20 protein-coding genes are annotated in these 23244 nt (G+C 42.6%); 14 read left to right on the plus strand and 6 right to left on the minus strand.

The annotated features are described in order from the left end of the window. The first annotated feature begins 539 nt into the window (after positions 1-539). The 12 genes from F9K33_02820 (at position 540) to F9K33_02875 (ending at position 11087) form a co-directional block, all read left to right on the plus strand. Entirely contained in the window at positions 540-3080 is a 2541-nt protein-coding gene (locus F9K33_02820) for an AAA family ATPase (GenBank protein KAB2880909.1), read from the plus strand. Positions 3081-3100: 20 nt separating this feature from the next. Next, positions 3101-3562 carry a DUF4231 domain-containing protein gene (locus F9K33_02825; protein KAB2880910.1) on the plus strand — a complete coding sequence of 154 codons (462 nt, stop codon included), beginning with the start codon at positions 3101-3103 and terminating at the stop codon, positions 3560-3562. Next, a complete protein-coding gene (locus F9K33_02830; protein KAB2880911.1) occupies positions 3559-3948 on the plus strand; it encodes a TIR domain-containing protein in 390 nt (129 codons plus the stop codon). Before F9K33_02825 ends, F9K33_02830 begins: the two co-directional genes overlap by 4 nt. Positions 3949-3950: 2 nt before the next feature. Further along, entirely contained in the window at positions 3951-4529 is a 579-nt protein-coding gene (locus F9K33_02835) for a TIR domain-containing protein (GenBank protein ID KAB2880912.1), read from the plus strand. Between the two features lie 73 nt (positions 4530-4602). Then, positions 4603-5220 (plus strand): hypothetical protein, encoded by a 618-nt coding sequence (locus F9K33_02840; GenBank protein KAB2880913.1) that lies wholly within the window; start codon positions 4603-4605, stop codon positions 5218-5220. 36 nt (positions 5221-5256) lie between these two features. Then, entirely contained in the window at positions 5257-6183 is a 927-nt protein-coding gene (locus F9K33_02845) for a hypothetical protein (GenBank protein KAB2880914.1), read from the plus strand. A 22-nt stretch (positions 6184-6205) separates the two neighbouring features. Next, positions 6206-6409, plus strand: coding sequence for a YjzC family protein (locus F9K33_02850; protein ID KAB2880915.1), 204 nt, complete (start codon positions 6206-6208; stop codon positions 6407-6409). Positions 6410-6474: 65 nt separating this feature from the next. After that, positions 6475-7530, plus strand: coding sequence for a DUF2235 domain-containing protein (locus tag F9K33_02855; protein ID KAB2880916.1), 1056 nt, complete (start codon positions 6475-6477; stop codon positions 7528-7530). 97 nt (positions 7531-7627) lie between these two features. Continuing rightward, positions 7628-8032: a hypothetical protein gene (locus F9K33_02860; GenBank protein ID KAB2880917.1), complete on the plus strand. Its 405-nt coding sequence runs from the start codon at positions 7628-7630 to the stop codon at positions 8030-8032. A 70-nt stretch (positions 8033-8102) separates the two neighbouring features. Continuing rightward, on the plus strand, positions 8103-9035 hold the full coding sequence (locus F9K33_02865) for an NUDIX hydrolase (protein KAB2880918.1): 933 nt from the start codon (positions 8103-8105) through the stop codon (positions 9033-9035). Continuing rightward, the gene (locus tag F9K33_02870; protein KAB2880919.1) at positions 9022-9426 is read left to right on the plus strand and encodes an NUDIX hydrolase; all 405 of its coding nucleotides are present in this window, start codon (positions 9022-9024) and stop codon (positions 9424-9426) included. Before F9K33_02865 ends, F9K33_02870 begins: the two co-directional genes overlap by 14 nt. Positions 9427-9587: 161 nt before the next feature. Next, positions 9588-11087, plus strand: coding sequence for a recombinase family protein (locus F9K33_02875; protein ID KAB2880920.1), 1500 nt, complete (start codon positions 9588-9590; stop codon positions 11085-11087). On the opposite strand, the gene F9K33_02880 is transcribed toward F9K33_02875, so the two are convergent. The 4 genes from F9K33_02880 to F9K33_02895 all read right to left on the minus strand — a co-directional run bounded on the left by F9K33_02880 (position 11059) and on the right by F9K33_02895 (position 17136). Further along, positions 11059-12114, minus strand: a complete 1056-nt coding sequence (locus tag F9K33_02880; GenBank protein KAB2880921.1) for a YifB family Mg chelatase-like AAA ATPase — start codon at positions 12112-12114, stop codon at positions 11059-11061. The two genes, F9K33_02875 and F9K33_02880, sit on opposite strands and share 29 nt — an antisense overlap. A gap of 60 nt (positions 12115-12174) precedes the next feature. After that, on the minus strand, positions 12175-14328 hold the full coding sequence (locus F9K33_02885) for a S46 family peptidase (GenBank protein KAB2880922.1): 2154 nt from the start codon (positions 14326-14328) through the stop codon (positions 12175-12177). A 71-nt stretch (positions 14329-14399) separates the two neighbouring features. Continuing rightward, positions 14400-15272, minus strand: a complete 873-nt coding sequence (locus F9K33_02890) for an ABC transporter permease (protein ID KAB2880923.1) — start codon at positions 15270-15272, stop codon at positions 14400-14402. Between the two features lie 193 nt (positions 15273-15465). Beyond that, positions 15466-17136, minus strand: coding sequence for a sodium:calcium symporter (locus tag F9K33_02895; protein ID KAB2880924.1), 1671 nt, complete (start codon positions 17134-17136; stop codon positions 15466-15468). 370 nt (positions 17137-17506) lie between these two features. Between F9K33_02895 and F9K33_02900 the strand changes: the two genes are divergently transcribed. Both F9K33_02900 and F9K33_02905 read left to right on the plus strand, forming a co-directional pair. Continuing rightward, on the plus strand, positions 17507-19360 hold the full coding sequence (locus tag F9K33_02900; GenBank protein KAB2880925.1) for a peptidase: 1854 nt from the start codon (positions 17507-17509) through the stop codon (positions 19358-19360). Positions 19361-19468: 108 nt separating this feature from the next. Further along, entirely contained in the window at positions 19469-21292 is a 1824-nt protein-coding gene (locus tag F9K33_02905; protein KAB2880926.1) for a peptidase, read from the plus strand. A 33-nt stretch (positions 21293-21325) separates the two neighbouring features. Here the strand turns inward: F9K33_02905 and F9K33_02910 are convergent, their stop codons facing one another. Together F9K33_02910 and F9K33_02915 are read right to left on the minus strand one after the other, a co-directional pair. Next, a complete protein-coding gene (locus tag F9K33_02910) occupies positions 21326-22276 on the minus strand; it encodes a Ppx/GppA family phosphatase (GenBank protein KAB2880927.1) in 951 nt (316 codons plus the stop codon). A gap of 8 nt (positions 22277-22284) precedes the next feature. Next, positions 22285-23187, minus strand: coding sequence for a 50S ribosomal protein L11 methyltransferase (locus tag F9K33_02915; GenBank protein ID KAB2880928.1), 903 nt, complete (start codon positions 23185-23187; stop codon positions 22285-22287). Positions 23188-23244: the final 57 nt, after the last annotated feature.

Genomic DNA, 23244 nt, shown 5'->3' on the forward strand with positions numbered 1-23244 from the left:
GCGCACTAAGGTCGATCATTACGGTAACGATCCAACTGAATGGAAAGCATTTTTGCCTCCACACAATGAAGAAATTTACAAAATCAGTATTTCTACGATTCTCAACGAACCCTTTACACCATCATGAGTACCTCCAGATGGTATTATTGATCATATTCAAGCTGCGGAACAAAAAAAACAGATCACAGTTGTTGTCATTGACCCATGGATGCTAAAAGGCGTTACCAATCAAAATGTTCTAAACCATCTTGACAAAACCAACTATAACGGATGTCTTATATTCCTTGTATGGAACTCTGAAGACGAAGAGACTATCAAAGACAGACTGATTCTCGAATCCTTGGTTCGTAAAGCCTTTCCTCTGAGATGTGTAGCTGAAGATGATGGTGATGTGACTATCTATTTTCAAAGTAATATTGTCGGGGCGCAACAATTCCAATCAAAATTACTAGAATCGTTATACAAGGTTAAAAACAGAATTTACAAAACCCTTGAAACAGAGAAATTGTCTAGTCTACCCCAGCTTTAGGTGGTGAGTTATGCCAAACCGAGATGGTAAAATAATTACTTTCTACTCTTATAAAGGTGGAACTGGCCGCTCAATGACAACAGCCAATATTGCTTGGATCATGGCATCGGTCGGTAAAAAGGTACTTGTGATTGACTGGGATTTAGAAGCACCTGGACTTAATCGTTATTTCTATCCGTTTTTGTTGGATCCTAAATTAACTTCGAAGCGCGGGCTTATTGATCTTATTTGGAATTACAGTGACAGCTTCGCTGGAGCCGACGGAATCAGAAAACGAGGAAAAATACAAGATGAGTTATGCAATTTTCAGAATGAGGCCGTAACTCTTCAATGGGAGTTTCAAAATGACGGGCAGGTGGATTTTCTTTGTCCAGGAGCCCAGAATGAGGCATACGGCTCACGTGTCAACTCATTCGACTGGAAGACTTTTTATGAAAACTTGTCTGGGTGGTCATTCCTTGAAAAAGTACGGAAAACTCTAAAATATGAGTACGACTACGTCTTGATAGATAGCCGAACCGGTGTAAGCGACACTTCCGGTATTTGTACAGTTCAGATGCCAGACATTTTGGTTGTTTTCGCAACACTAAACAACCAGAGTATTGACGGCTGTCGACAAGTAGCGCTTTCTGTTTCTGGACAACGTAAAAAGTCAAACAGGCCCGTGACAATTTGGCCAGTATTAACACGAATAGACAATTCAGAGAGCAAAATTCTAGAAATGAGAAAAACGTATGCACAGGAAATGCTCGGCGAATTTATTACTGATCACGATAAAGAAGCTTACTGGAGTCAAACTCAGATACCTTATAAAGCATATTACTCATATTTTGAAACGCTTGCCGTTTTCAAGGAAGATCAAAACGATTCCTTATCTCCACTAAGATCGATGGTTTCACTAACTGGTTATATTACGGCGCATCGAGTTAAAGCACTTATCGTTCCAGGCAATCGTGATGAAACGGTGCGAAATTTCGAAACAGCGGAAGGAGCTAAACAATTTATTTCTCATGGAATCATAGATGTCCCTTTTTACCGTCGTTTCTGGTGGACGATATTACCTGTGGTGTTTTTTTTCGTCGGTTATTTCTTGTACGACAACAGAACTAGAGATTTTGAATCATATTCGAGAATTACTAGGTACACTACGGCAGATGAAGTTGTCATTAAGATACCGGTCAACGAGGAAATCTACTTTGGAATACTTGACGCTCAAATAATTTTTCCAGATTCAAAGACTGGTTTTATTTCAACCTCAATACATATTGATAAATTTGATGAACCTGTAGAGAAGACCCTATACCTTTTTGGATCATTTCCTTCACAAAAATTTGAATCAAAAATACTCCTTTTTTCTTCCCAAAACACTTTAAGTCTTACCACGGAACAACCGGGTTTCGAGATTAAAATGCCAATTCTAGACGATATTGTTCAGATTGATTTAAAGAACCAAGAAAAATTAAAATTAAAAACATTCACACGCACAGACTCTCTTGTAATTATCAATTATGAAGGTTCTTTCGAAAGACAGTCGCCCAACCATTGGTCATTAGATTTAATTTCGTCCCGAAACGATACGACTTCCGTTCCATTGGAAGTTGTTTATGCCCCAGTTGTTAATTCCCTGAAACTATTTGTTGGTCACCAGGGACATATTCAACATGTCGAATTCTCGCCAGATGGACTCAAGATTGCCTCAGCCGGTGCCGACAAGACAATTCGATTATGGACATTAGATGGAAAACTCTATCAGACTTTACTCGGGCACGAGAATGGCGTGTCTTGTGTGAAATTTCTCTCTACAACAACATTAGTCTCAAGTGGATGGGATTGGAGTATATATAGGTGGAGCATTAATAGTTCGAGTCCCTTGTTAAAACCTCTAACCATCCATTCCGCAGGAATTACATCAATCGGAATCAGCGGCAACTCGGTTATTTCATCAAGCTATGATCGGACAATTCGAATTACAGAATTGAATACACAGCAAAGCGTCGTACTTTCGAGACCAAACTCATGGCCTCAAGCTGTTGCGACCACATCAGAGTATATTGCAGCAGGAGGGCGAGATCAAACCGTTACTGTGTGGCACCGCGATAATAGTTCAGAAGTTGCAAAATGGACTCTAGGATCAACTATTTGGTGTCTAGCATTTTCACCTGATGGCAAAATATTGGCCGCCGGGACCGCAGCTAACTCTATCGTCTTAGTTGAAGTGACATCTGGTGAAATAATTCGAACAATGAGCGTAGAAGGCGGTTCTGTGTGGAGCATTGCTTTTTCACCCTCCGGGCTTTTCATGGTATCAGGAGGAACTGATTCCTCATTGATTATCTGGGAGGTTGATTCTGGAGAACGGGTTAAAGTAATCAAGCAAGCCCACTCTGATTATATATCGGGGGTCGCCTGGTCAAATCGCAACGATTTCATCGTTTCATGTAGTTTTGATGGCACCATTAAATTGTGGCCTCAACTCTTGACAGGATTTGAAACGAAAATAGATGTAAAAAATAACAGCAATGCAGGAAAAAAAGGGGTAATCAAGAAATAACTCAAGATAAAAGGAAAAATATGGATAAAGAACAATTCTCAAAATTTATTGAAGAGCGCTACAATAAAGAAACAAATTGGTATGATCATAAAGCCCAAAAATACAAGACCTACTATACTCGCTTTCAATTTTCAGTCATCATACTATCGACCTTGACTCCAGTCATCATAAGCCAAGAATCAAACATGAGTAGGTCGGGAGAATTCGATTATTGGAAATTGGTGGCCATCTCTCTTTCAACGGCTGTAGCAATTATCACGACACTTCTCAAAACCTTCAAGTTTCATGAAACCTGGATCAATTATAGAACAACATGCGAAACCCTCAGGAAAGAAATTCATCTGTATAACGCAAGTGTTGGGGAATACGGGAGAACAGCTGAGAAGGAAAAACTGTTCGTTGAAAGAGTGGAGAGCCTTATCTCAAGAGAAAACACCCTCTGGCTGTCCATATCACGGACAGAGAAGGAAAACAAGAATTGAAAGGAGAAACCGTGTCAATGAGTGTGTTTGTATCTTTCAATTATAGCGATAAAGAGATGGTGGGAAATCTAAAAGGACTTGGAATCAGTGAGTTGAGTATCAAATGGCACTATATTGAAACAGACTTGAGTAACAGCGGAGAAAATGCTATCGATAATGAAATCAGAAGTCAAATCAGACAATGCTCTGTAGCTTTATTTCTCGTTGGTGATAATGCCCACAATAGCCCCTGGATTAAAAGAGAGGCAAAGTTAGCAGAGTCTTTAGCTGTTAAGCGGATCGTGGTTCGGCATCCTGGGACGACGGGAGCGCCACCTCCAGAATTATCAAGTATAAGACCTATCAATTGGGATCGCGAAGAGATTATGAAATCATTAGGTCTGTAGTAATGTTCCGCTTTAAGAGATCAGATACAACCGTCGAATCTATTGAAAACACCTATGGAATAGAGTTAAATGCACGCGCTGATATGCGACTTGCGAACCTGCTCCTTGAACGGGGTTTTGATTCTTTATCGCAGTTGCTCAGAGCATATCATGGTCAACTTTCTAATCCATCGCGGACGCGTAAACTATTTCTCAGTTTCCACGCTGAAGACCGAATTCAAGTTACAGGATTCCGTCTCATGGCCCATAACAAATACGTCAACTTTGATTTTTATGATAATAGTGTAAGGGAAGCAATAAACAGCGACACCGCATCATATATAAAAATGGTTATTAGAGAAAAAATTCGAAAGGCTTCCATCTTAGTTTGTCTTATCGGGAATGGTACAGCATGGCGAGATTGGGTGGATTGGGAGATTAACACCGCTTATCTAATGCATAAGGGTGTTTGTGGAATTCGCCTCAAGGGATCTCGCGGTCGCGTTCCTCAAATTTTGCGTGAGCATAATGCGCCGATAGCACAATGGAACTTAGACAACATCACCGCTGTAATTGAAAGAGCAGCAGCAAGAAGAAGCTGATTATTTTTTTAATATGGAAAAATGATACCAGCAGTAAGGAACTTCTACACTTAAATAATTAGGAGGAACTACAATGGTCAATCCAATTCTTTGGTGGTCAGCTATCGGATTTAGCATTTTAATCCTGACTAGCTCTTGGTTTTTGGTGAAACGTACTAATATCATCAAAGACATGAGCTCTGCCAAAATAAGGCCATACAGTTTTAGCCGTGTCCAATTGCTATGGTGGACATTGATCGTTTTCATTACCTACATCTTTATATACGCACATATAGAGGAATTTAATCTTCTGAATTATTCAGTTCTCATCTTATTAGGCATTAGCACTTCCACAACTGCTTTTGCGAGATTAGTTGATGCTAACGAGGGAGCTTTCAAAACGCCCTCAGACAAAGATGAAAACAAAACAGGCGAAAGCGAACCAAGCAAGACCTATGCCAACCCACATATCGATAGACACCGCCATCAAGATGAAGCTTCAGGTGGTTTTTTCAGAGACATCTTGTCTGACACAGAAGGAATTAGTATTCACCGCTTACAAAACTTGATGTTCACGGCTATTTTCGGGATACTTTTCATCTATCGAGTGGTCCAGGACGGTCGGATGCCTGAGTTCGGAGAGACCGAGCTTATTCTGATGGGAATTAGTTCTGGAACATATCTAAGTCTGAAAACTTCTGAGAATAAGTAGTCCGTTCAACTCACTATTAAAACGAGGATAAAATTTATGAGATATGTACTCCAATTTCTCTTTTTCATTCTTATTAATTCTCTCAATCAAGAAACATTCGCTCAAAAAATATTTTCTGTTCCATACGATTTTCTTGAAAAATGCACCAAGGGAATCACAATTCGATTGGACAACGTTAAGATAACGGGAAATTCTAATGTTCATGCACTTGAAGATGACTGTGAAATGCACTTTGGAGCGACGTGTGATGACTACAATGGAGATCCGCGAGGTTTGGTCCTAGAACCTATGAATTTGTGCGATATGCCATATTTCAATAAAGAAGAACAAAGCAATGCCGATTGGAATCAATTTGCCAAACAATTGAAAAATAGGAAAGTTTCTGTGGAAGGTGTTCCAAGGATTTGGCCAGAGCATTTAGCCGGAAAAGAAAGTCCATCAAACCCAAATCATGCTCTTGAAATTCATCCCGTGACAAAAATCATTACCCCTCAAGAGACATTTGATTTCTCAGAATTCATATACATTCCCGGAGAATATGAGGGAGGTGTAAAAGAGGAATCAGCAAGAAAAATTATTAAAACTCTGTCAGTAATGGTAAGAAAAGAAGGAAACGAAGTAGAAATTGAATTTGAATCAAGCAGAATCGGCAATTTCACTACTCTTCAGCTACAGTTAGAAAAGAGTCTAATCAAAAAGGAAGCCGGCGGGCACTCCCTGAAGGGAAGTGTTAACTTTACTGGAGAATCGGTTGATGTGGACTGTGTAACCGTTGAGGGTAGTTTGGTTGACAAGAATTTAAATAAACTATTTGGAAAACGACGACAAAAGATCAAAAGAGAAGTTTTAGTGCTATTTAGCCTTAATCCATCAAGTCTGTTGGAGGCTGCTAATAGAAGCAATGGTCAACAAGTTACTGTAATTAATCCGCTACAGTTAATTATTTACGGTGTTTCCGAGTGAACTTAAAATAGGAGCAACTATCATGGCACAAATTGGAGATCGTTTTAAAACTGGACAAACCTGCACCGATACAGGTGTGTATGCTTTTGATGGATATACCGATAACACAAATAGCCCTGCACCAACCAATGAAGAACGGGTTATTACATTGAGCCGAGGAGAAACCTTTCCTCCAATTAGGTCAGCAGCAAAAGCAGCGTGGTGGATGTTGAAAAGGATAATTTAGTAGGTTGAAATACCACGCATCAAGAACAAGCATCATGTAGACGTAATGATGCAAGGAGATCAGTGATGAAACGAATTGTGATTTGCTGTGATGGTACTTGGAATTCGCCCGATGAAGAAAAAGACGGAGTTCCAATCACAACTAATGTCGTAAAACTAGCCCAAGCTGTTTTGCCACTTGATCCTACCGGCATAGAACAGGTTATGTATTACGACCCAGGAGTTGGAACAAGCGGTAATTGGTTCAAGAAGTTATTTGACGGTGCTACCGGCACCGGTTTGTCTCGAAATATTCTTGAAGCTTACTATTATTTAATTCTGAACTACCATAAAGACGATGAACTATTCTTTTTTGGTTTCAGCCGTGGCGCCTACACCGTGCGGAGCCTTGCCGGATTGATTCGCAACTGCGGTATATTACGCCCTGAATTTGCTGAAATGACAAACCGCGCATATGAATTATACCGTTCGGGAAGGAAATCAACGCACCCGAAGGAGAAGGAAGCGATCCTCTTTCGTCGGACCTATGCCGTCTCCGATATAACTCGAATCAAGTTTATTGGTGTTTGGGATACAGTAGGTTCTCTAGGTAATCCACTGTTGTTAAATGGAATACTCAGTCGGCGCAATCGGTTTCACGATACGGAATTAAGTTCGACAATTGATAATGCGTATCAAGCTCTGGCAATTGACGAAAAACGACGACACTTCAAGGCGGCGATGTGGCACAAACAAGCTCATTCTGATGGTCAAATACTTGAACAGGTTTGGTTTGTTGGCGTACACTCAAATGTCGGCGGAGGGTATAAGTCAACTGGTTTATCGGATATTGCACTGGACTGGTTAGCACAAAAGGCAGCGAATTGTGGTCTACTATTAAACTCAATTTCTCTAAACAAGGATCCCCTGGAAGCCCCGAAAGAATCTCGCAAGAGTTTCTATCTCACAATCCCTTCTTTTTATCGCCCAATTAATAATTATGCTGACCAAAACAAAGGAATAACCAACGAATCCCTTCACGAATCCGTTTTAGTTCGATATTCAAATGATCAAAAATATAGGCCAAAAAATTTGGAAGTCTATTTCATACAATTTCCAGAAAAACGACCTAAAACCAAATGAATGACCTTATTGAAACATCAATAATTAAATCTTAAGAACATTTATTGAACCCGTTTTTTAACTGTGACAGATTCAACCATTACATAAGAGGTAAATTATGAGTCTAGACATTATCCTTAACACTATCTTCTCGGGAGTATCGGCATTGTCCTCTGTAATTCAAACTTGGAGTGAAGCACGAAATAGAAACGAGACACTTGGTCCAAACGAAGTCCGGAATAATTTCATAAAAATTAAGACGGAATCAATACAATCACACTATCAATTTAACTTAGTTATTAATAGCAAAATATTGGACGTAATCAGAGGCAACGTAGAAAAGGCAACAGAAGACTTAATTAAATCACTGTCCGATCCAAATAACGATGACACTTCTAAAGACAAGGCAGTTGAAAGAGCAAAATACACAATTTGTAACGAGTTAAAGAGATTAAAAGACTTAAATAATGACGAGCTCCCAGACCAGTTTGATGATGTCTGGAAGTCAAACAGATGTCTTTAGAATCGTATTCTCATAATTATTGAATATAGCAATATATTTTCCAATCGTTTTCATAAGTTTGGAGTCTTATATGCAGAAAGGTCGGATGAATACCAAAAGCCAAATCAAACAAATTTTAGGAAACATTAATTACAAACCATTAATTAGCTACAGAGATGGCATCAAACAAAAATTGATGGAAACAGAATACGCTCGCAATGTTTTTCTTATGATGAAATTTCGCGATGAAAACAAGAAAATTAGCGACGTAATATTGAGAGCCCTTAAAAAGAAAGGCCTCAATGGCGTCAGAGCCGATATGAAAGAGTGGAGTATTACTGATGACACTTACAACTCAATTGCCGTTAGTTATTGCTGCAAATATGGCATAGCTCTATTCGATGAGCCCGAAAAAGGTCAGCTCTATAACCCTAACGTTTGTTATGAATTAGGTTTTATTCATGCGGATGATAAACCTTGTTTGATAATAATCAATAACCAAATATTGAAAAAAAAGCCCTTTGATTTAATAAGTCGTATTCACAAAAGCTACTCTGATAGACTGCAGATAGAAGACTTAGTAATAGATTGGATTCAGGAACTTGGATTGAAAAAGAAATTAAAAACCAATCAGAAACCTCTTAAGGTTTCGGTTGGCATTGTTCAAAGAAATAATTGTTTTTTGATAACCCAGAGAAAACAAACACAGGGGTCCTTAGAATGGTCATTCCCAACTGGCATAATCAAACCGCATGAAACACCAAGATCAGCCATTGAACGGGAATGTTACGATGAAACCAACATTAAAATAAAAGCAAAATATGAAATGGGACGCAGGTTGCACCCCGATACTAATGTGTTTGCACATTACTATTTTTGTGATTATACTGATGGGAAGATTCGAATTAGACAACCACATGAATTAAAGAAAGCCAAGTGGGTAACGGCTCAAGAGGCGAAAAGGCTCATTACTTCAAATTTATATCAACCAGTTAAGCAACTTCTTAATCATGCCAAAAAATAATATTCAAGGAATAGCAGCCGGTATTGTAATTAGGAGGAAAAAAATCCTTCTGATAAAACGTCGGAAGCCGGAAGGAATCCTTACTTGGCAGTTTCCTGCAGGAAAAATCGAAGCCAATGAATCACCAAAAAATGCAGCAGTCAGAGAAGTTCGTGAAGAAACAGGCATTAGATGTAAAATAGTAAAAAAATTAGGAAGTCGATTACATCCTAATACAAATGTTGAGATTTATTATTGGTTGTGCAAGCAGACTGCGAAATGTCAAAGGGTCAGAAATAGTGAAGAAGTTGAAACTTTAAAATGGTGTTCATATCACGAGCTTAGAAGCATAATCACTTCTGATTTGTTTGAACCTGTGGACAAATATTTGAAGAAAGTAGTAAAAGTTTAATTATTTCAAAGAGTATATCATCAGCATATTTGAAAATGGGAATTAAGGTTATAGTGTTGAGGGTCTGAATAGGCAAAATTAAATTCAGTAATTCTTTTACGTTTAGAAGCTAATTGATTTATATTTTGAATAATAAATGAGGTAGGTCTTATTTTTTTAAGTTGACTTCAAGTAAACAAATAGGCATCTGGCTTCGCGTTTCTACCGAAGATCAGGTCAAAGGAGACAGCCCAGAACATCATGAAAAGCGTGCGCGAGCTTATGCGGAGTCCAAAGGTTGGGAAGTAAAAGAGGTTTATCGACTGGACGCCTTAAGTGGTAAGAGCGTGATGGCTTATCCTGAAACAAAGAGAATGCTTTCAGATATTCGTTCGGGAAAGATCACAGGAATCATCTTCTCTAAACTCGCTCGTCTCGCTCGAAACACAAAAGAACTTCTCGACTTTGCGGACATATTTCGAGAAAATGAAGCTGATCTCATAAGCCTTCAAGAAAGCATAGATACATCAACTCCTGCGGGTCGACTCTTCTATACCATGATAGCCGCTATGGCGCAATGGGAAAGGGAAGAAATTGCAGAGCGCGTTGCCGCTTCCGTTCCCATACGAGCAAAACTTGGTAAACCACTTGGTGGTGCAGCTCCATTTGGCTACCAGTGGGTAGATCGAAAACTCATTCCCCATCCGGAAGAAGCACCTGTAAGAAAACTCATCTACGAACTATTTCTTAAGAATAAGAGAAAAAAATTGGTTGCCCGGTTGCTCAACGAGAAAGGCTATCGAACTCGAAATGGCGGTAAGTTTTCAGATACAACCGTAGATAGACTCCTCCGCGATCCATCAGCAAAAGGAAAGCGCCGTGCCAATTATACTAAATCCCTTGGGGACAATAAGAAATGGGTGATGAAACCAAAAAAAGAATGGGTCTTTTTGGATATAGAACCCATTGTGACGGAAGAATTATGGAATGAATGTAATAAAATTCTAGACGATCAAAGGAAAAACCATAAAGCCCCGGGACCAAAACCGGTCCATCTCTTTACCGGTATCCTCCATTGCTCTTGTGGAGGAAGAATGTATATACCCTCAGATTCGTCAAAATACACCTGTGTCAAATGCAGGAATAAGATTGGCAGTTCTGATATGGAGACGATATTCCAAGAACAACTAAAATCATTTTTGTTCTCAAAAGAGGACATCATGGATTACCTCAGTAAGGCCGATGAAACTATCAAAGAAAAAGAAGAACTAATAGAGTCTTTGGTCAAGGAATCCAGAAAAGTCAAAGAAGAAATGGAAAAATTGGTTCGACTTCACTTAGACGGAGAGATACCTAAAGATGGCTTTGGAAGGCATTACAAGCCCATGGAAGAGAGATTCAATCAACTGGAGGAGCAAATCCCTACTCTCCAAGGGGAAATCGATTTCCTCAAAATTCAGTATCTTTCGGGAGATGAAGTTTTGAACGAAGCTCAAGACCTTCACACCAGATGGCCTGACCTTTCTACTGAAGACAAAAGACATATTATTGAAACAGTGACAGAAAAGATTGAAGTAGGACAAGAGGACATCAAAATACAGTTCTGCTACTCTCCCTCTCCTTATAAATTGCCAACAGAAAGTCAACGCAACCTCACGGATTCATCGCACAGGCCAACATGAAATTCGCCGGATAAGTCAGCGAAACTTCCGCGCGGCTGATCGTCACTTTCCCATCCTCGAGCGGCTGGCGCATTACTTCGAGAACATTCTTTTTGAATTCGGGTAATTCGTCCAGAAACAAAACGCCGTGATGCGCGAGACTGACCTCGCCCGGTTTTGGAATATGCCCGCCGCCGATCAGCCCGGCATCGGAAATCGTATGATGCGGTGAGCGGTAAGGGCGCGTCGTGATCAAAGCTTCGTTTTTTTCTAAAAGCCCCGCTACAGAGTGAATCTTTGTCGTTTCGAGAGATTCTTCCAAAGTCAGGTTGGGTAATATGGTCGGCAATCGTTTGGCCAACATGGTCTTGCCGCTGCCGGGAGGGCCGATCATGATAATATTGTGCCCGCCGGCCGCCGCGATCTCCAGCGCGCGCTTGGCATGTTCCTGCCCCTTTACATCGAGAAAATCTATCACGTGACGGTGGTTGGATTCAAACAGGGCATTTACGTCTACTTTGGTCGGCGCAATATGAAGCTCACCGTTTAGCAGAGCAACAGCTTCCTGCAACGATTTCACGCCATATACATCCAACCCGCTGGTCATGGCAGCTTCGCCGGCGTTTTCCGCGGGCAGGATAAGGCCTCGCAATTTTTCAGATTGTGCTTTCACCGAGATCGACAAAGCGCCCGTTATCGGACGTAAACTCCCGTCCAGACTAAGTTCGCCGAGAATCACAAAACCTTTGAGCATGTCGCTTTTAACTTGTTCATTGGCGGCAAGGATACCGATTGCAATGGGCAGATCGAACGCAGATCCTTCTTTACGAATATCTGCCGGCGCTAAATTGATCGTAATACGTTTAAGCGGAAAAATGAATCCGGAATTTTTGATTGCGGCGTTGACGCGTTCTTTACTTTCTTTCACCGCGCCGTCGGGAAGGCCGACGGTAATAAAATAAGGCGCGGCGCCTTCCAGATGCGTTTCGACTTCAACGATGTAAGCGTCAATACCGAATGTAGTTGCGCTTAGAACTTGTGACAACATAGCATACTCTTTTTCCGCAAAGAGCGCGGAGACACACAGCGGTTTATGGTTTTGTACGGGCTATTGAAGAGGCACGTTCATTTCCTGTAACAAATGTCCTGCGCCGCCGAATTGCGACGTGACCCACAGAACATAGCGAACATCCACTCCTATAGAACGGCTGTAGGCCTCGCTCCATGCATAATCGTTGACCGTCGCTTCGAACGTCCTGTCAAAATTCAGCCCGATCAGTTCTCCGCGCGCATTCAACACAGGGCTTCCGGAATTACCTCCGGTCGTGTCCGTGTTGTATAGCATCGCAACCGGAAGATTGTTCAATCGTTTGTGTTTAAACAAACCGAATTTTTTTTCATTAAATAAATCCAGCAACCGGGTTGGCGTGTCAAACGGCTCGGTTCCGGTTGTCTTGTCCTTTATTCCTGAAACTGTAGTAAATGGCAGATGATACGTTGCATCCGCCGGCGCGTATCCGCGGATAAATCCGTATGTGAATCGCAATGTACGATTAGCGTCGGGAATAAAATCGGCTTTTTGATACATCTGTTTGGCTTCTGCATACAATCCATAATATTTATTTAAAACCCCGTCCCGCCGATCTTTCGTTTCGCGCAGCGCCAAAATCAAAGGCGTTAATCGGCGAACTAAATCGATCATTGGATCTTTGAGTTTCTCCATTTCCCCCGGAGTTTTTTTCAAAAACAATTCCAGTTCAGCGGCAGTACGGATATTGGATTTGACATAAGCCTTGCGCACCCATTCGGAGATCCTATCATGCGAAGTCTTTCCCTTTAATAATTCATCCAACGGTTCGATTCGCTCATCCGCCGGAAGCGCCGATGCGCGGTATAACATCTCGGTGAGAATAAGTTGGTCCGTCGGTTCGTGATGATTTTTGTAATGGTCCAGCAGTGATTGTCTGGTACGGTCCCAATTAACGGCTTGAAAAGCGGAAGAACGTAAGCTGTCCGGCTTTTGCAATTGACCGATGGCGTTATTCAACAGATAATACAGATTAAACAGACGGGAAGATCCCAGGAAATCAAGCGTTGCTTCATACGATGCTTTCTTTTTCATATCTTCATAAACCGTGCGAATCTCTTTGATGGCTCCGCCGTACTTTTTTTGACGCACGGCATCCGTATCAATAAAGGATTGAAGCGCGCGATCTTCATTTCGTTTTTGTTTAACCAATCCGAGTCGATTCATGCCCTTCAGTTTACCTTTATAATTTTTCATCGTATTCGCCAGACTTTTGATGCGGGATGCAAGCAGAATTTCAACCGCACGATCCTCTTTACCCATCGATTCCATCACGCCGATCTGCCAATCATACCATTGCGCAACGTAGGGCAATCGTATATCTTCTTCATACTGCAAATAATCCGATGTACGATGGCGGAATGTGCGGCCGGGATAACCGAGGATAAACACAAAATCGTTTTCATCAGCGCCTTCGTAATGTACTTTCAAATGTTTTTTCGGCGTATATGGGATATTTTCAGGAGAATAGCCGGAGGGACTGCCGTCCGGCGCAACGTAAGCGCGTAAAAACGAAAAATCGCCTGTATGACGGGGCCAAACCCAATTATCCGCCTCGCCGCCAAATTCCCCTACGGATCGCGGCGGTACATAAACCATACGAATATCGCGAAGCATGGCGTAGATAAACAACACATAGCTTTGACCGATCACCATCTCGGCAACTTCGGCGCTTTTACCGGGATATTGTTTCTCCGTCTGAGCGGCTATAGCTCGCATTTTGGAAGTAATCGTCCGGCTGCGCACAGACCATTCCATGCTGTCATTGACCGTTCCCAGAACTTCTGCTGACACATCACGATAGGATTCCATAATACGTGCGGTATAGCCTTTGGCCGGAATTTCTTCCGCCCGTGATTTAGCATAAAAACCGTTTTGAATATAATCGTTATCCACGTTACTTGCGTTCTGAACGGCGCCGAATGCGCAGTGGTGATTCGTCAGGATCAAACCCTCGGGTGAAACAAATGAACCGGTACATCCGCCAACCATAACGATCGCATGGGCGATGCCGATACTGTCCATACTGAATATCTGCGAAGTCTCTAGCTGCAATCCTTTTGGACGTAAATTAAGTTTCCTTATCTCGCTAATAGGATACATGCCCTCGTCTGCACGCAAAGGCAGCATACCTGAGATCACAAGCAACAACGCCATCAATCTTTTCATAATCATTTCCTTAAATCATTAAGAGATTATTCGGATACAATAGAGTTTTCTGATACTTTCGTAATTTAAATTGGCAGCTACATATCGCTGATACGCTCTTTCAAAAAGAACCGAATGGCAATAAAACTTCCGATGAAACCGAGCAGAATTCCAAAGCCAAGCACGACCAAAAAAATTTCGTATTGCACGGTGACGCTGGATAAAACATACCGTTGCACGGCGCGAATGAGACCATAAGATATACCCACAGCCAATGCGCTGCCCATAACACCTTGAATAATACCTTCCATCAGAAACGGCCCTGCAATGAAGGCGTTCGTCGCGCCGACCAGTTTCATCGTTTTAATAAGATCGCGATTGGAATAAATACTCAGTTTGATGGTGTTGGATACCAGAAGAATAGCCGCCAGTGCGGCAATACATCCCAGCCCCAAACTGATATAATGGTAGGTTTCAATTTTTTCATCCAGAACCTGCAGCAGTTCTTTCTGATAACTCACCTCTTCGACGCCGTCGATATTTTCCAACTGCTGCGCGACGAATGCGGCGCTTTTCATATTGCGAAATTCCGGACGCAAACGGATCTTAAACGAAGCGGGCAGAGGATTGCTCTCGACCAGATCGAATATATCATCCTCGCCCATGATTTTTTTCAGGATGCCGGCCGCCTCGGCTTTGGAAATGAAATGCGTAGAGTCGACGCCGTCGATCTGAATAATGGCCTGTTGAATTTTTTTTGATGCTTCGACGTCCAGCGATTTGTCAAGAAACGCTTCGAGTTCAACCCTGCTTCGGATATCTTCGATGACGCGCGAAATATTTGACGTGATGATCAGAAAAAAACTGAGAAGGCTTAGCGCAATGCAAATGATCGTGATCGCAACAAAACTCGACAGCGTGGCCTTTCGCAGCCCGCTGAAACCTTCTTTGATGATATATCCGAAACTCAATCTTATTCCTCAATCAAATAACGCTGTAACTTAAATTTTTTCCAGGTACCAATCCATATTTGGATCAATCTTCCGTATAATTACGAATCAGAATCTTTTTTTGGCGGCGTATTTAATACCCTGTAAAAAAAATATCCCGTAAACGAAATCACCGTACTCATGGTCACTATCATCATGATCAAAGCTGAAGTTTTCATGTTGTTCTCCCGTTAGCGTGGCGTCGCCGGTATGCGAGATAGACTGCAACGCATAAACCTGCAAACACCGCTGTTAATAATACTCGCGCAAAACTAATATACATCAGGCGCGTCTCCAATGCCTCTTTCGCATCCATATCTGTCGCTGCCGCAATCTGTTCACGCAAGCCGCTGTTGAAAAGCTGTCGAATAATAGATCCGTCGTCCAACGGCCAGCCATTTCCGCTCAAAAAGCTTGAAAACGCCGCCGTCCAATCGCCGCCGTGCGGAGAAAAGATAGAACCGACAAAGACCATCAACAAAAACAGAGGTGTGATCCATTTAATAACAAATTTGTAGAAATCGGGCACTTTCATGTCTGCGCCGTCCGTAATTTCTTTCCAGCCTTTGTCCATACCAAAAACCCATGCAAAGAGAATAGATTCGGCAAGCGCAAAGACGACGAGCGAAACCGTCCCCGCCCAATAATCGTATTCGTCAAAGACTCCGTAATTATAAAAGAACACGGTCGGCAAGCCGAGGATCAGGACGATCAGGCCAAATGACCATGCGGCTTTTTCACGGCCCCATTGAAATTCGTCGCGCATAAATCCCATCCACGGCGTGCCCATGGCAAGCGAGGATGTAATACCGGCAAAAAATAAAAGCCCGAACCAGAACACGCCGGACAAGGTCGCAAGAAAAGGTCCCCAATTTTCAAAAAGAAACGGCATCGTCTGAAACGCCATACCAAAGCTCGCATTTTCTTTTACCCAGTCCAGTCCGAGATAACCGGCCGCGATAGGTATTACGATCAAGCTTCCCAAACATACTTCTACAAATTCATTCATCCACCCCGCGCTCATGGCATTCAATGCAACATCGTCTTTCGATTTCATATATGCCGCATAACAATGAATGGTTCCCATACCCACCGACAAAGTAAAGAAAATCTGCCCGGCCGCTGCAAGCCAAACTTTGGGATTGCCGAGAGAATCAAACTGCGGATCCCATAAATAATTGATGCCGGCCCAGGCGCTCGCATCCGGATGCTCAGGTGATGCTCCGGACGTGCCAAGCGTGACGCCTCTTATCGCAAGAAAAAATCCGAATATAATCAACAGCGGCATTCCTATTTTAGCAGTTTTTTCCACGCCGCCGCTGAGGCCGCGAGAGAGAATCCATGTGTTGAGCAACAGGCATAGAACATAAAAAATAACTGCTTCATACGGAATACCGCTATGCGTGCTGCTCACATCAAGATATTCGACAAAGAATTGTGCAACTTGTGTTTGTGATAACCCGTCGAACGTGCGCGCCAATGAATGGTACACATAAGACATAGTCCATGATTCGATGTAACAATAATAGGCTGCGACGGCAAGATTCGTCCAAATACCGAAGACGCCGAAATATTTAAACAGCCTTCCCTTGGCCATGCTGTCGAGAATATACGGCGTGGAATGATTATTCGACTTTCCGCCGAATCGCCCCATCGACCATTCGATCCATAGCAACGGAATGCCCATCAGCAGAAACGATACGAGGTAAGGTATGATAAACGCACCGCCTCCGTTATTAACTGCCTGAACGGGAAATCGTAGAAAATTCCCAAGTCCTACGGCGTTACCCGCCATGGCAAGAATTAGTCCTACACGCGAACCCCATGCTTCTTTGTTGGTACTCATGCGTTCATTTTCTTTTAGTTGATGTTTTCGTTATTTAATTTTCTGGCCGTTTGATAAATTGCACTTTGAGCGTATTAAATGAACATGATCAAAAATTTAATTAATGATTCCGGCTTCGAGAATAATTGAAATGTATTTTTTACCGGAGAAGTTCGAGAACATGTGATCACAGATTAAGTGATTCGGATATGATTGTTGGATTGTGCACAAAAGATGATACATCAATCGCAGGCGTATTATTATAGTTAAGGCATGTTAAAAAGTCAATCCACATTTTGGGTAATATCCAAAAGCGTGTGCCGGTTTTTTCAAGGAGCCCTCCAGCCTGTTTCAAGTTTATTCGTTGACAAACGCTCAATCATTCTTTAATATGGAGAAATACCAATTGGAAGATCGGTGCACCCTCATGAGAAAATCTGTTTACGTCATACTTGTTTTGTTGTTAATACTAAACGCCGTTCCTCTGTTTCCCAATACGCCGAAACTCTCACTTAGTTACACGGTGGACATTACAAAATTTGACGAAGATTCTTTTTTTGTAAAACTCGATGTAAGAAATTTTGATAAGGACACGGCGGTATTTCAATTTGCCGTCACCGCGCCCGGTACGTATTCGATACTCGATGCCGGGCGTTTTGTAGGGAGCTTCAAAGCAATGGATACGTCCGGGAACCCTTTGATGATCGTTCGCGCCGGCGTTAATCAATTTTTGATATATCCGGCGCGTCAACTTTCACGCGTTACGTACCGCGTCGACGATACATTCGATTCACCGCTGCCGGACAATCCCGTCGCTCCGATGAGCGGCACCAATATCGAGCGCACCAATGCGGTCATCAACGGGCAAATGGTGTTTGGTTTTTTTCAAGGCCATCAATCCGATCCGATTTCCGTAAGGTACGTCTATCCGGAAAATTGGAGCGTCGGCACCGCACTGCAAAAAAAGAACGGCGAATACTTCGCGGTGTCTTTTGATGAGCTCGTGGACTCACCAGTTATGTTCGGCAACATCAGCCGGTCAACGATCAAAATGAGAAAAACAAAAATTGACATTTATACCTTCTCTGAAAGCCAGAAGTTCAATGCAGAATTTGTAGCGGCGCGTTTAAATAACGTACTTAGTGCAGCCGATCAGTTTCTCGGCGGTTTACCCGTTGATCGATATGTTTTTCTATTCCACTTTCGTGAATATACCGGCCCGGTTTACGGAGCCTGGGAACATAACTATTCTTCTTTTTACGTTATCCCGGAGTGGAACGAATCCTATATTTCCCAAACGATCACCAGCATGGCTGCACACGAGTTTTTTCATATCGTGATTCCGCTGAATATCCACAGCGAACTTATCGTGCCGTTCAATTTTGAAAAGACCGTTCCGTCACAGCACTTATGGTTTTACGAAGGCGTGACGGAATGGGCCAGCGACCTGATGCAGGTTCGCTTCGGCACGATGAGCGACACGGAACTGATGGATCAGATCACTGAAAAACTGAGGCGTAATGATTATTATGATAATTCCGTCAGCCTGGTCGATATGAGTTTGGGTTCGTATGACCGTTATGAAAAATTGTACGGAAATATCTATGAACGAGGCGCTCTGACGGCAATGTTGCTCGACATGCGATTGCTGGAATTGTCAGAAGGTAAAACCGGTTTGCGTGATGTTATCAATAAATTATCTCAACAATTCGGCCCCGCGCGGCCTTTTCCTGAGAATGGTTTTTTTGACATACTCGTTAAGCTTACCTATCCTGAGATTGAAGATTTTATAAACCGCTACATTAAAGGAACTGAGTCCCTGCCGGTAAACGAATATTTATTGAAGGCAGGTTATAATTATCAGGCAGAAGCGCGAACGGGCCTCTATGAAAGCACTCTCGGAAAATTCTCATTCGATCTCAAAAACGACAGCATCATCGTCTCGCATGTTGACACGAAGGACAGCGTAAATCAAAGGCTCGGCATTCACCAAGGCGACGTTATTCAAAAACTGAATTATGCCGGTGTAGACCTTCGCATGCGAGACACCGCTATGATAAGAGCGATGAATTTTGCGCTCATTGGCGAACCGTTCGAATGGGTCGTCATGAGAGGTGGCTCTAAACTCCGTTTGAAAGCGTTTGTCGGACAACGGGATATTTTAGAGTATCATGTCATCAAATCCCGCCCTTCCTTTACCGCGGAACAAAAGCGTTTTTGCTCATGGTGGCTTGGCCGCCCGTAACTTCATCCTAGGACTTCTATACCCCAAAAATGACCCGCAACTTTATAATTTGACCTCCGTAAGCGGTTTACAGTCATATTAAAGTTCATTCTAATTGGAGGGGTCTTTATGCGTTTTGTGTTTTGCGTTCTGTCGGGGCTTTGCCTTTTTGGGTTTAGTTTAGAAAACCAGGCCGCTGCATCCGAAAATAAACTGAAGCTGATATATCATGTGGATCTAACTAAACTCGAAACGGATTCGTTTTTTGTTAATCTGGATATCAAGGGGTTTTCCTCCGACAGCGCCATTTTTCAATTTGCATCTACGGCTCCAGGAACCTATCAGGTGATGGACGTCGGACGATTTACGGGAAATTTCAAAGCGTTCAATTCGTCCGGAATTGCTTTACCGGTCTACCGAATCAGCACCAATCAATACGTCATCAAAAACGCACAAACGCTTGGCCGAATCAGTTACCAGGTCGAAGATACCTACGATTCGCAAATCACGGAACACCCGGTATACCCCATGTCCGGTTCCAATCTTGAAAACGACAACGCAATGGTCAACAGTCAAATGGTATTCGGATTTATCAAAGGTCATCAGTCTAATCCGATCCAGATAAAATTTAATTACCCCAAGGGCTGGAAAGTTGGAACTGCACTCGAAGAGAACAAAGAAATATATTCAGCTCAAACGTATGATGAACTCGTTGATTCCCCTTTCATGTTTGGAAACCTGTCGCACGCTGCTTCTAATGTTGGCGGAACCAGTATTCATATTTATTGTTATTCCCAAAACGGAATGATCACAGCGGACTCTCTGAAAGCCGGCATGATGAACATGCTTACTGCTGCTGAAAAATTCATCGGTAAACTGCCGGTCAAGCATTATACGTTTCTCTTCCATTTTAGAAAAGACCTGCCGCCAGCCTACGGGGCATGGGAACACAGTTACTCATCTTTTTATGCAATGCCGGAAACTCCTTTCCGCGAATCTGCCGAACAGATCCTGAGCTTTGCATCGCACGAGTTCTTTCATATTATTACGCCGCTAAACATTCACAGCGAAATCGTTGAACGGTTCAATTTTGAAAAACCGGTTCCGTCGCAGCATCTGTGGCTGTATGAAGGCACAACAGAGTGGGCGGCGCAGATGATGCAGATCAGGGGAGGCCTCATATCGCAAGATGAATTTACGCAAAGAATTGCCCAGAAATTAAATATCAATGATGCTTTTCGACAAGATATCAGCTTGGTCGATTTGAGTTTAGGTTCATATGACAAACTGACAAGTCAGTATACCAATATCTATATGAAGGGCGCCGTGACCGCCATGATGCTGGATATGCGGTTACTGGAACTATCTCATGGAAAAAGCGGGCTGCGCGAGGTGATTCAAAAATTATCCAAGAAATACGGGCCAAAAAAAGCGTTTTCGGAAAAAGATTTTTTTGATGAATTCACACAAATGACTTATCCGGAAATTTCAGATTTTATTAACCTATACATCAAAGGCGTAGAAACTTTACCGCTCAAAAATACGTTGGCCCTGGCCGGATTTGAATATATGGCCGACTATAAAACAGGCCGGTTTACGTCCTCCCGTGGGGACTTTAAAGTTGATTTCATAAATAATGCGCTGGTCATAAGAGACGTCAACCCCGCCGACAGCGTCAATATGCAGTTGGGAGTTCAAAACGGGGATGTATTAATGAAAATAAAATACAAAGAAGAAACGTTATCGCTGTTTGATCCGCAAACACAGCGCCTGATTAAGTCTATTCAGCCGCGCGATACTTTCACATGGATTGTTATGAGAGATGGGACGGAGTTTGAATTGACCGCGCAGGCCGGGCAAAAAGAAGTGAGCGTCAAACACCGCATCGTATCCATGACGGAACCGACCAAGGAACAAATGGAATTCAGGAAGTGGTGGCTTAGCAATCGATAGAGTTTATTTATCAATAAAAATCCCCTTGTAAATTCAAACAAGGGGATTTTTTATTTTACGTAAGATTAATCCGTAACGAAGTCCATAATTACTCACCAGAACTTCCTGCAGTTGAAAGTACGCCAACGCCTCCTTTAAAATAACTGCTCCGGCGAAGATCACGTCGGCGCGTTCGTGTTGCAGCCCTTTTATGTTTTTTCTGTCCTGTATCGTCATCGGCCTTAAATCAATAATAATCTTATTAAGAATGTCTTTTGACAGCACATAACCATTAATCTTATCCGGTTGATATTGCTCCATCTTTTGTTCCATCGCCGCCAGCGTAGTGATTGTCCCCGCAACGCCAATACATCGAATATTTTTGTTCAACCTGTAATGTTCCAATTTTTCCGTAAGTAAAGATGCAACGAATTGTTGCAGGGAGAGTTCCTCTTGTGGCTTTACGGGGTCGTTTTTGATAAACATTTCTGTCAGACGAACCGCGCCGATATCAAGGCTGATCTTGTGCTCGATTCCCGTTTTGTTCCCTACGATGAATTCCGTACTACCTCCGCCGATATCAATGACCAGCGTATTCTGATCATCGATCAGCGTTTTGGGCAAAACCAGACATCCTCCATGATACGTCCACAACGCCTCATCGTCGCCGCTCAATATTTCTATTTGCACGCCGGATTGCTTTTTGATTTCCTCTAAAAACCAATCTCGGTTGTGGGCGTCCCGCAACGCACTGGTGCCGCAAGCCGTTAATTCAACGCACGCGTACTTTTCTGCGATCGCGCGATAAGCCTGCAACACACCTACGCATTTCATTAACCCCTCGATACCGATATTGCGATTGGTGTCCACATTTTTTCCGAGTCGAATGATCCTCTGTTCCTCATGAACGGTCGTAATTTTTCCTTCGGGGTTCACGTCTGCGATCAGAAGCAGCACGGTATTCGTCCCAATGTCGATAGATGCTATTCGTTGGAGTTGTTTCATGCGATTCCTTAGACGTAATGCATCGAATCGTGCTGCAGAACGTATGCAACCCACTCGCCGTCCTGTTTTGATTCGATTAAATTGAGTCCATGATTTGCAAATGCTTGGCGCATGCTCTCATCCTCAACTGTTAATATACCTGAAACCAGCAATATCCCGTCGTTCGACAGTAAGCTGCGGATCGTATCCAATATTTCCAGGATAACGCTTTTCTGAATATTGGCCAATACCATATCGTATTTTTTTGGCCAGGCCGGTGACAGTTGCCGAACTTGTCCCTGCAATACTTCAATTCGCCGCCCGCACCGATTACGCGTAATATTTTCAACGGCATTATCGTACGAATGCTCATCTACATCGAATGCGAATATTTTTTTGCAACCAAGTTTGGCCGATGCAATCGCCAGAATGCCGGTACCCGTTCCAATATCCAGCACATACCCTTTCTTGATATGATGCTCCATCAACTGCAATACTAATTGCGTCGTTTCATGGGTTCCTGTGCCAAAGGACATCTTAGGGTCTATTACGAGAACGAGTTCGTTTTTTTTCTTCTTATATTTTTCCCAGGAAGGCCTGACGACGAATCGTTTGGATATTTTTCGCGGCTTGAAATTTTTTTTCCATTCCGATTCCCAGTCCTGCGCGGGAATTTTATTAATCTTGATGCGGCATTGCGTTGCCTGATGCAGAACCTCAGCCAGCTTACCTGAATGCGGGTACTTGGCAGCTTCAAAGTATGCTGTCAGGTGCGATGTTTCTTCCACCAGCCCTGTGGAGCCTAACCGAAAAAGTGTTTCCTGCACGGCGTCCCTGTTGCCAACATCATACAACGAAGCTTCCCACCAAAATAATTGGGCTTTTCTTGCTTTCGATTTTTTCTTTGGAGCTTTATTTTTATTTTTTTTCATCGCGCGAGGATACTAGGGAAAGAATCCGTGCAGAATATAGTCAGCCTGAGCCGTTCG

This window comes from bacterium (assembly GCA_008933615.1).
Classification (GTDB): domain Bacteria; phylum CLD3; class CLD3; order SB21; family SB21; genus SB21.

Coding starts and splice junctions, on each gene's coding strand:
- F9K33_02915 (KAB2880928.1), bottom strand. CDS start 23,187: ATGAAAAAAAATAAAAATAAAGCTCCAAAGAAAAAATCGAAAGCAAGA.
- F9K33_02845 (KAB2880914.1), top strand. CDS start 5,257: ATGAGATATGTACTCCAATTTCTCTTTTTCATTCTTATTAATTCTCTC.
- F9K33_02820 (KAB2880909.1), top strand. CDS start 540: ATGCCAAACCGAGATGGTAAAATAATTACTTTCTACTCTTATAAAGGT.
- F9K33_02825 (KAB2880910.1), top strand. CDS start 3,101: ATGGATAAAGAACAATTCTCAAAATTTATTGAAGAGCGCTACAATAAA.
- F9K33_02905 (KAB2880926.1), top strand. CDS start 19,469: ATGCGTTTTGTGTTTTGCGTTCTGTCGGGGCTTTGCCTTTTTGGGTTT.
- F9K33_02900 (KAB2880925.1), top strand. CDS start 17,507: ATGGAGAAATACCAATTGGAAGATCGGTGCACCCTCATGAGAAAATCT.
- F9K33_02885 (KAB2880922.1), bottom strand. CDS start 14,328: ATGATTATGAAAAGATTGATGGCGTTGTTGCTTGTGATCTCAGGTATG.
- F9K33_02870 (KAB2880919.1), top strand. CDS start 9,022: ATGCCAAAAAATAATATTCAAGGAATAGCAGCCGGTATTGTAATTAGG.
- F9K33_02860 (KAB2880917.1), top strand. CDS start 7,628: ATGAGTCTAGACATTATCCTTAACACTATCTTCTCGGGAGTATCGGCA.
- F9K33_02855 (KAB2880916.1), top strand. CDS start 6,475: ATGAAACGAATTGTGATTTGCTGTGATGGTACTTGGAATTCGCCCGAT.
- F9K33_02835 (KAB2880912.1), top strand. CDS start 3,951: ATGTTCCGCTTTAAGAGATCAGATACAACCGTCGAATCTATTGAAAAC.
- F9K33_02880 (KAB2880921.1), bottom strand. CDS start 12,114: ATGTTGTCACAAGTTCTAAGCGCAACTACATTCGGTATTGACGCTTAC.
- F9K33_02910 (KAB2880927.1), bottom strand. CDS start 22,276: ATGAAACAACTCCAACGAATAGCATCTATCGACATTGGGACGAATACC.
- F9K33_02840 (KAB2880913.1), top strand. CDS start 4,603: ATGGTCAATCCAATTCTTTGGTGGTCAGCTATCGGATTTAGCATTTTA.
- F9K33_02850 (KAB2880915.1), top strand. CDS start 6,206: ATGGCACAAATTGGAGATCGTTTTAAAACTGGACAAACCTGCACCGAT.
- F9K33_02865 (KAB2880918.1), top strand. CDS start 8,103: ATGCAGAAAGGTCGGATGAATACCAAAAGCCAAATCAAACAAATTTTA.
- F9K33_02895 (KAB2880924.1), bottom strand. CDS start 17,136: ATGAGTACCAACAAAGAAGCATGGGGTTCGCGTGTAGGACTAATTCTT.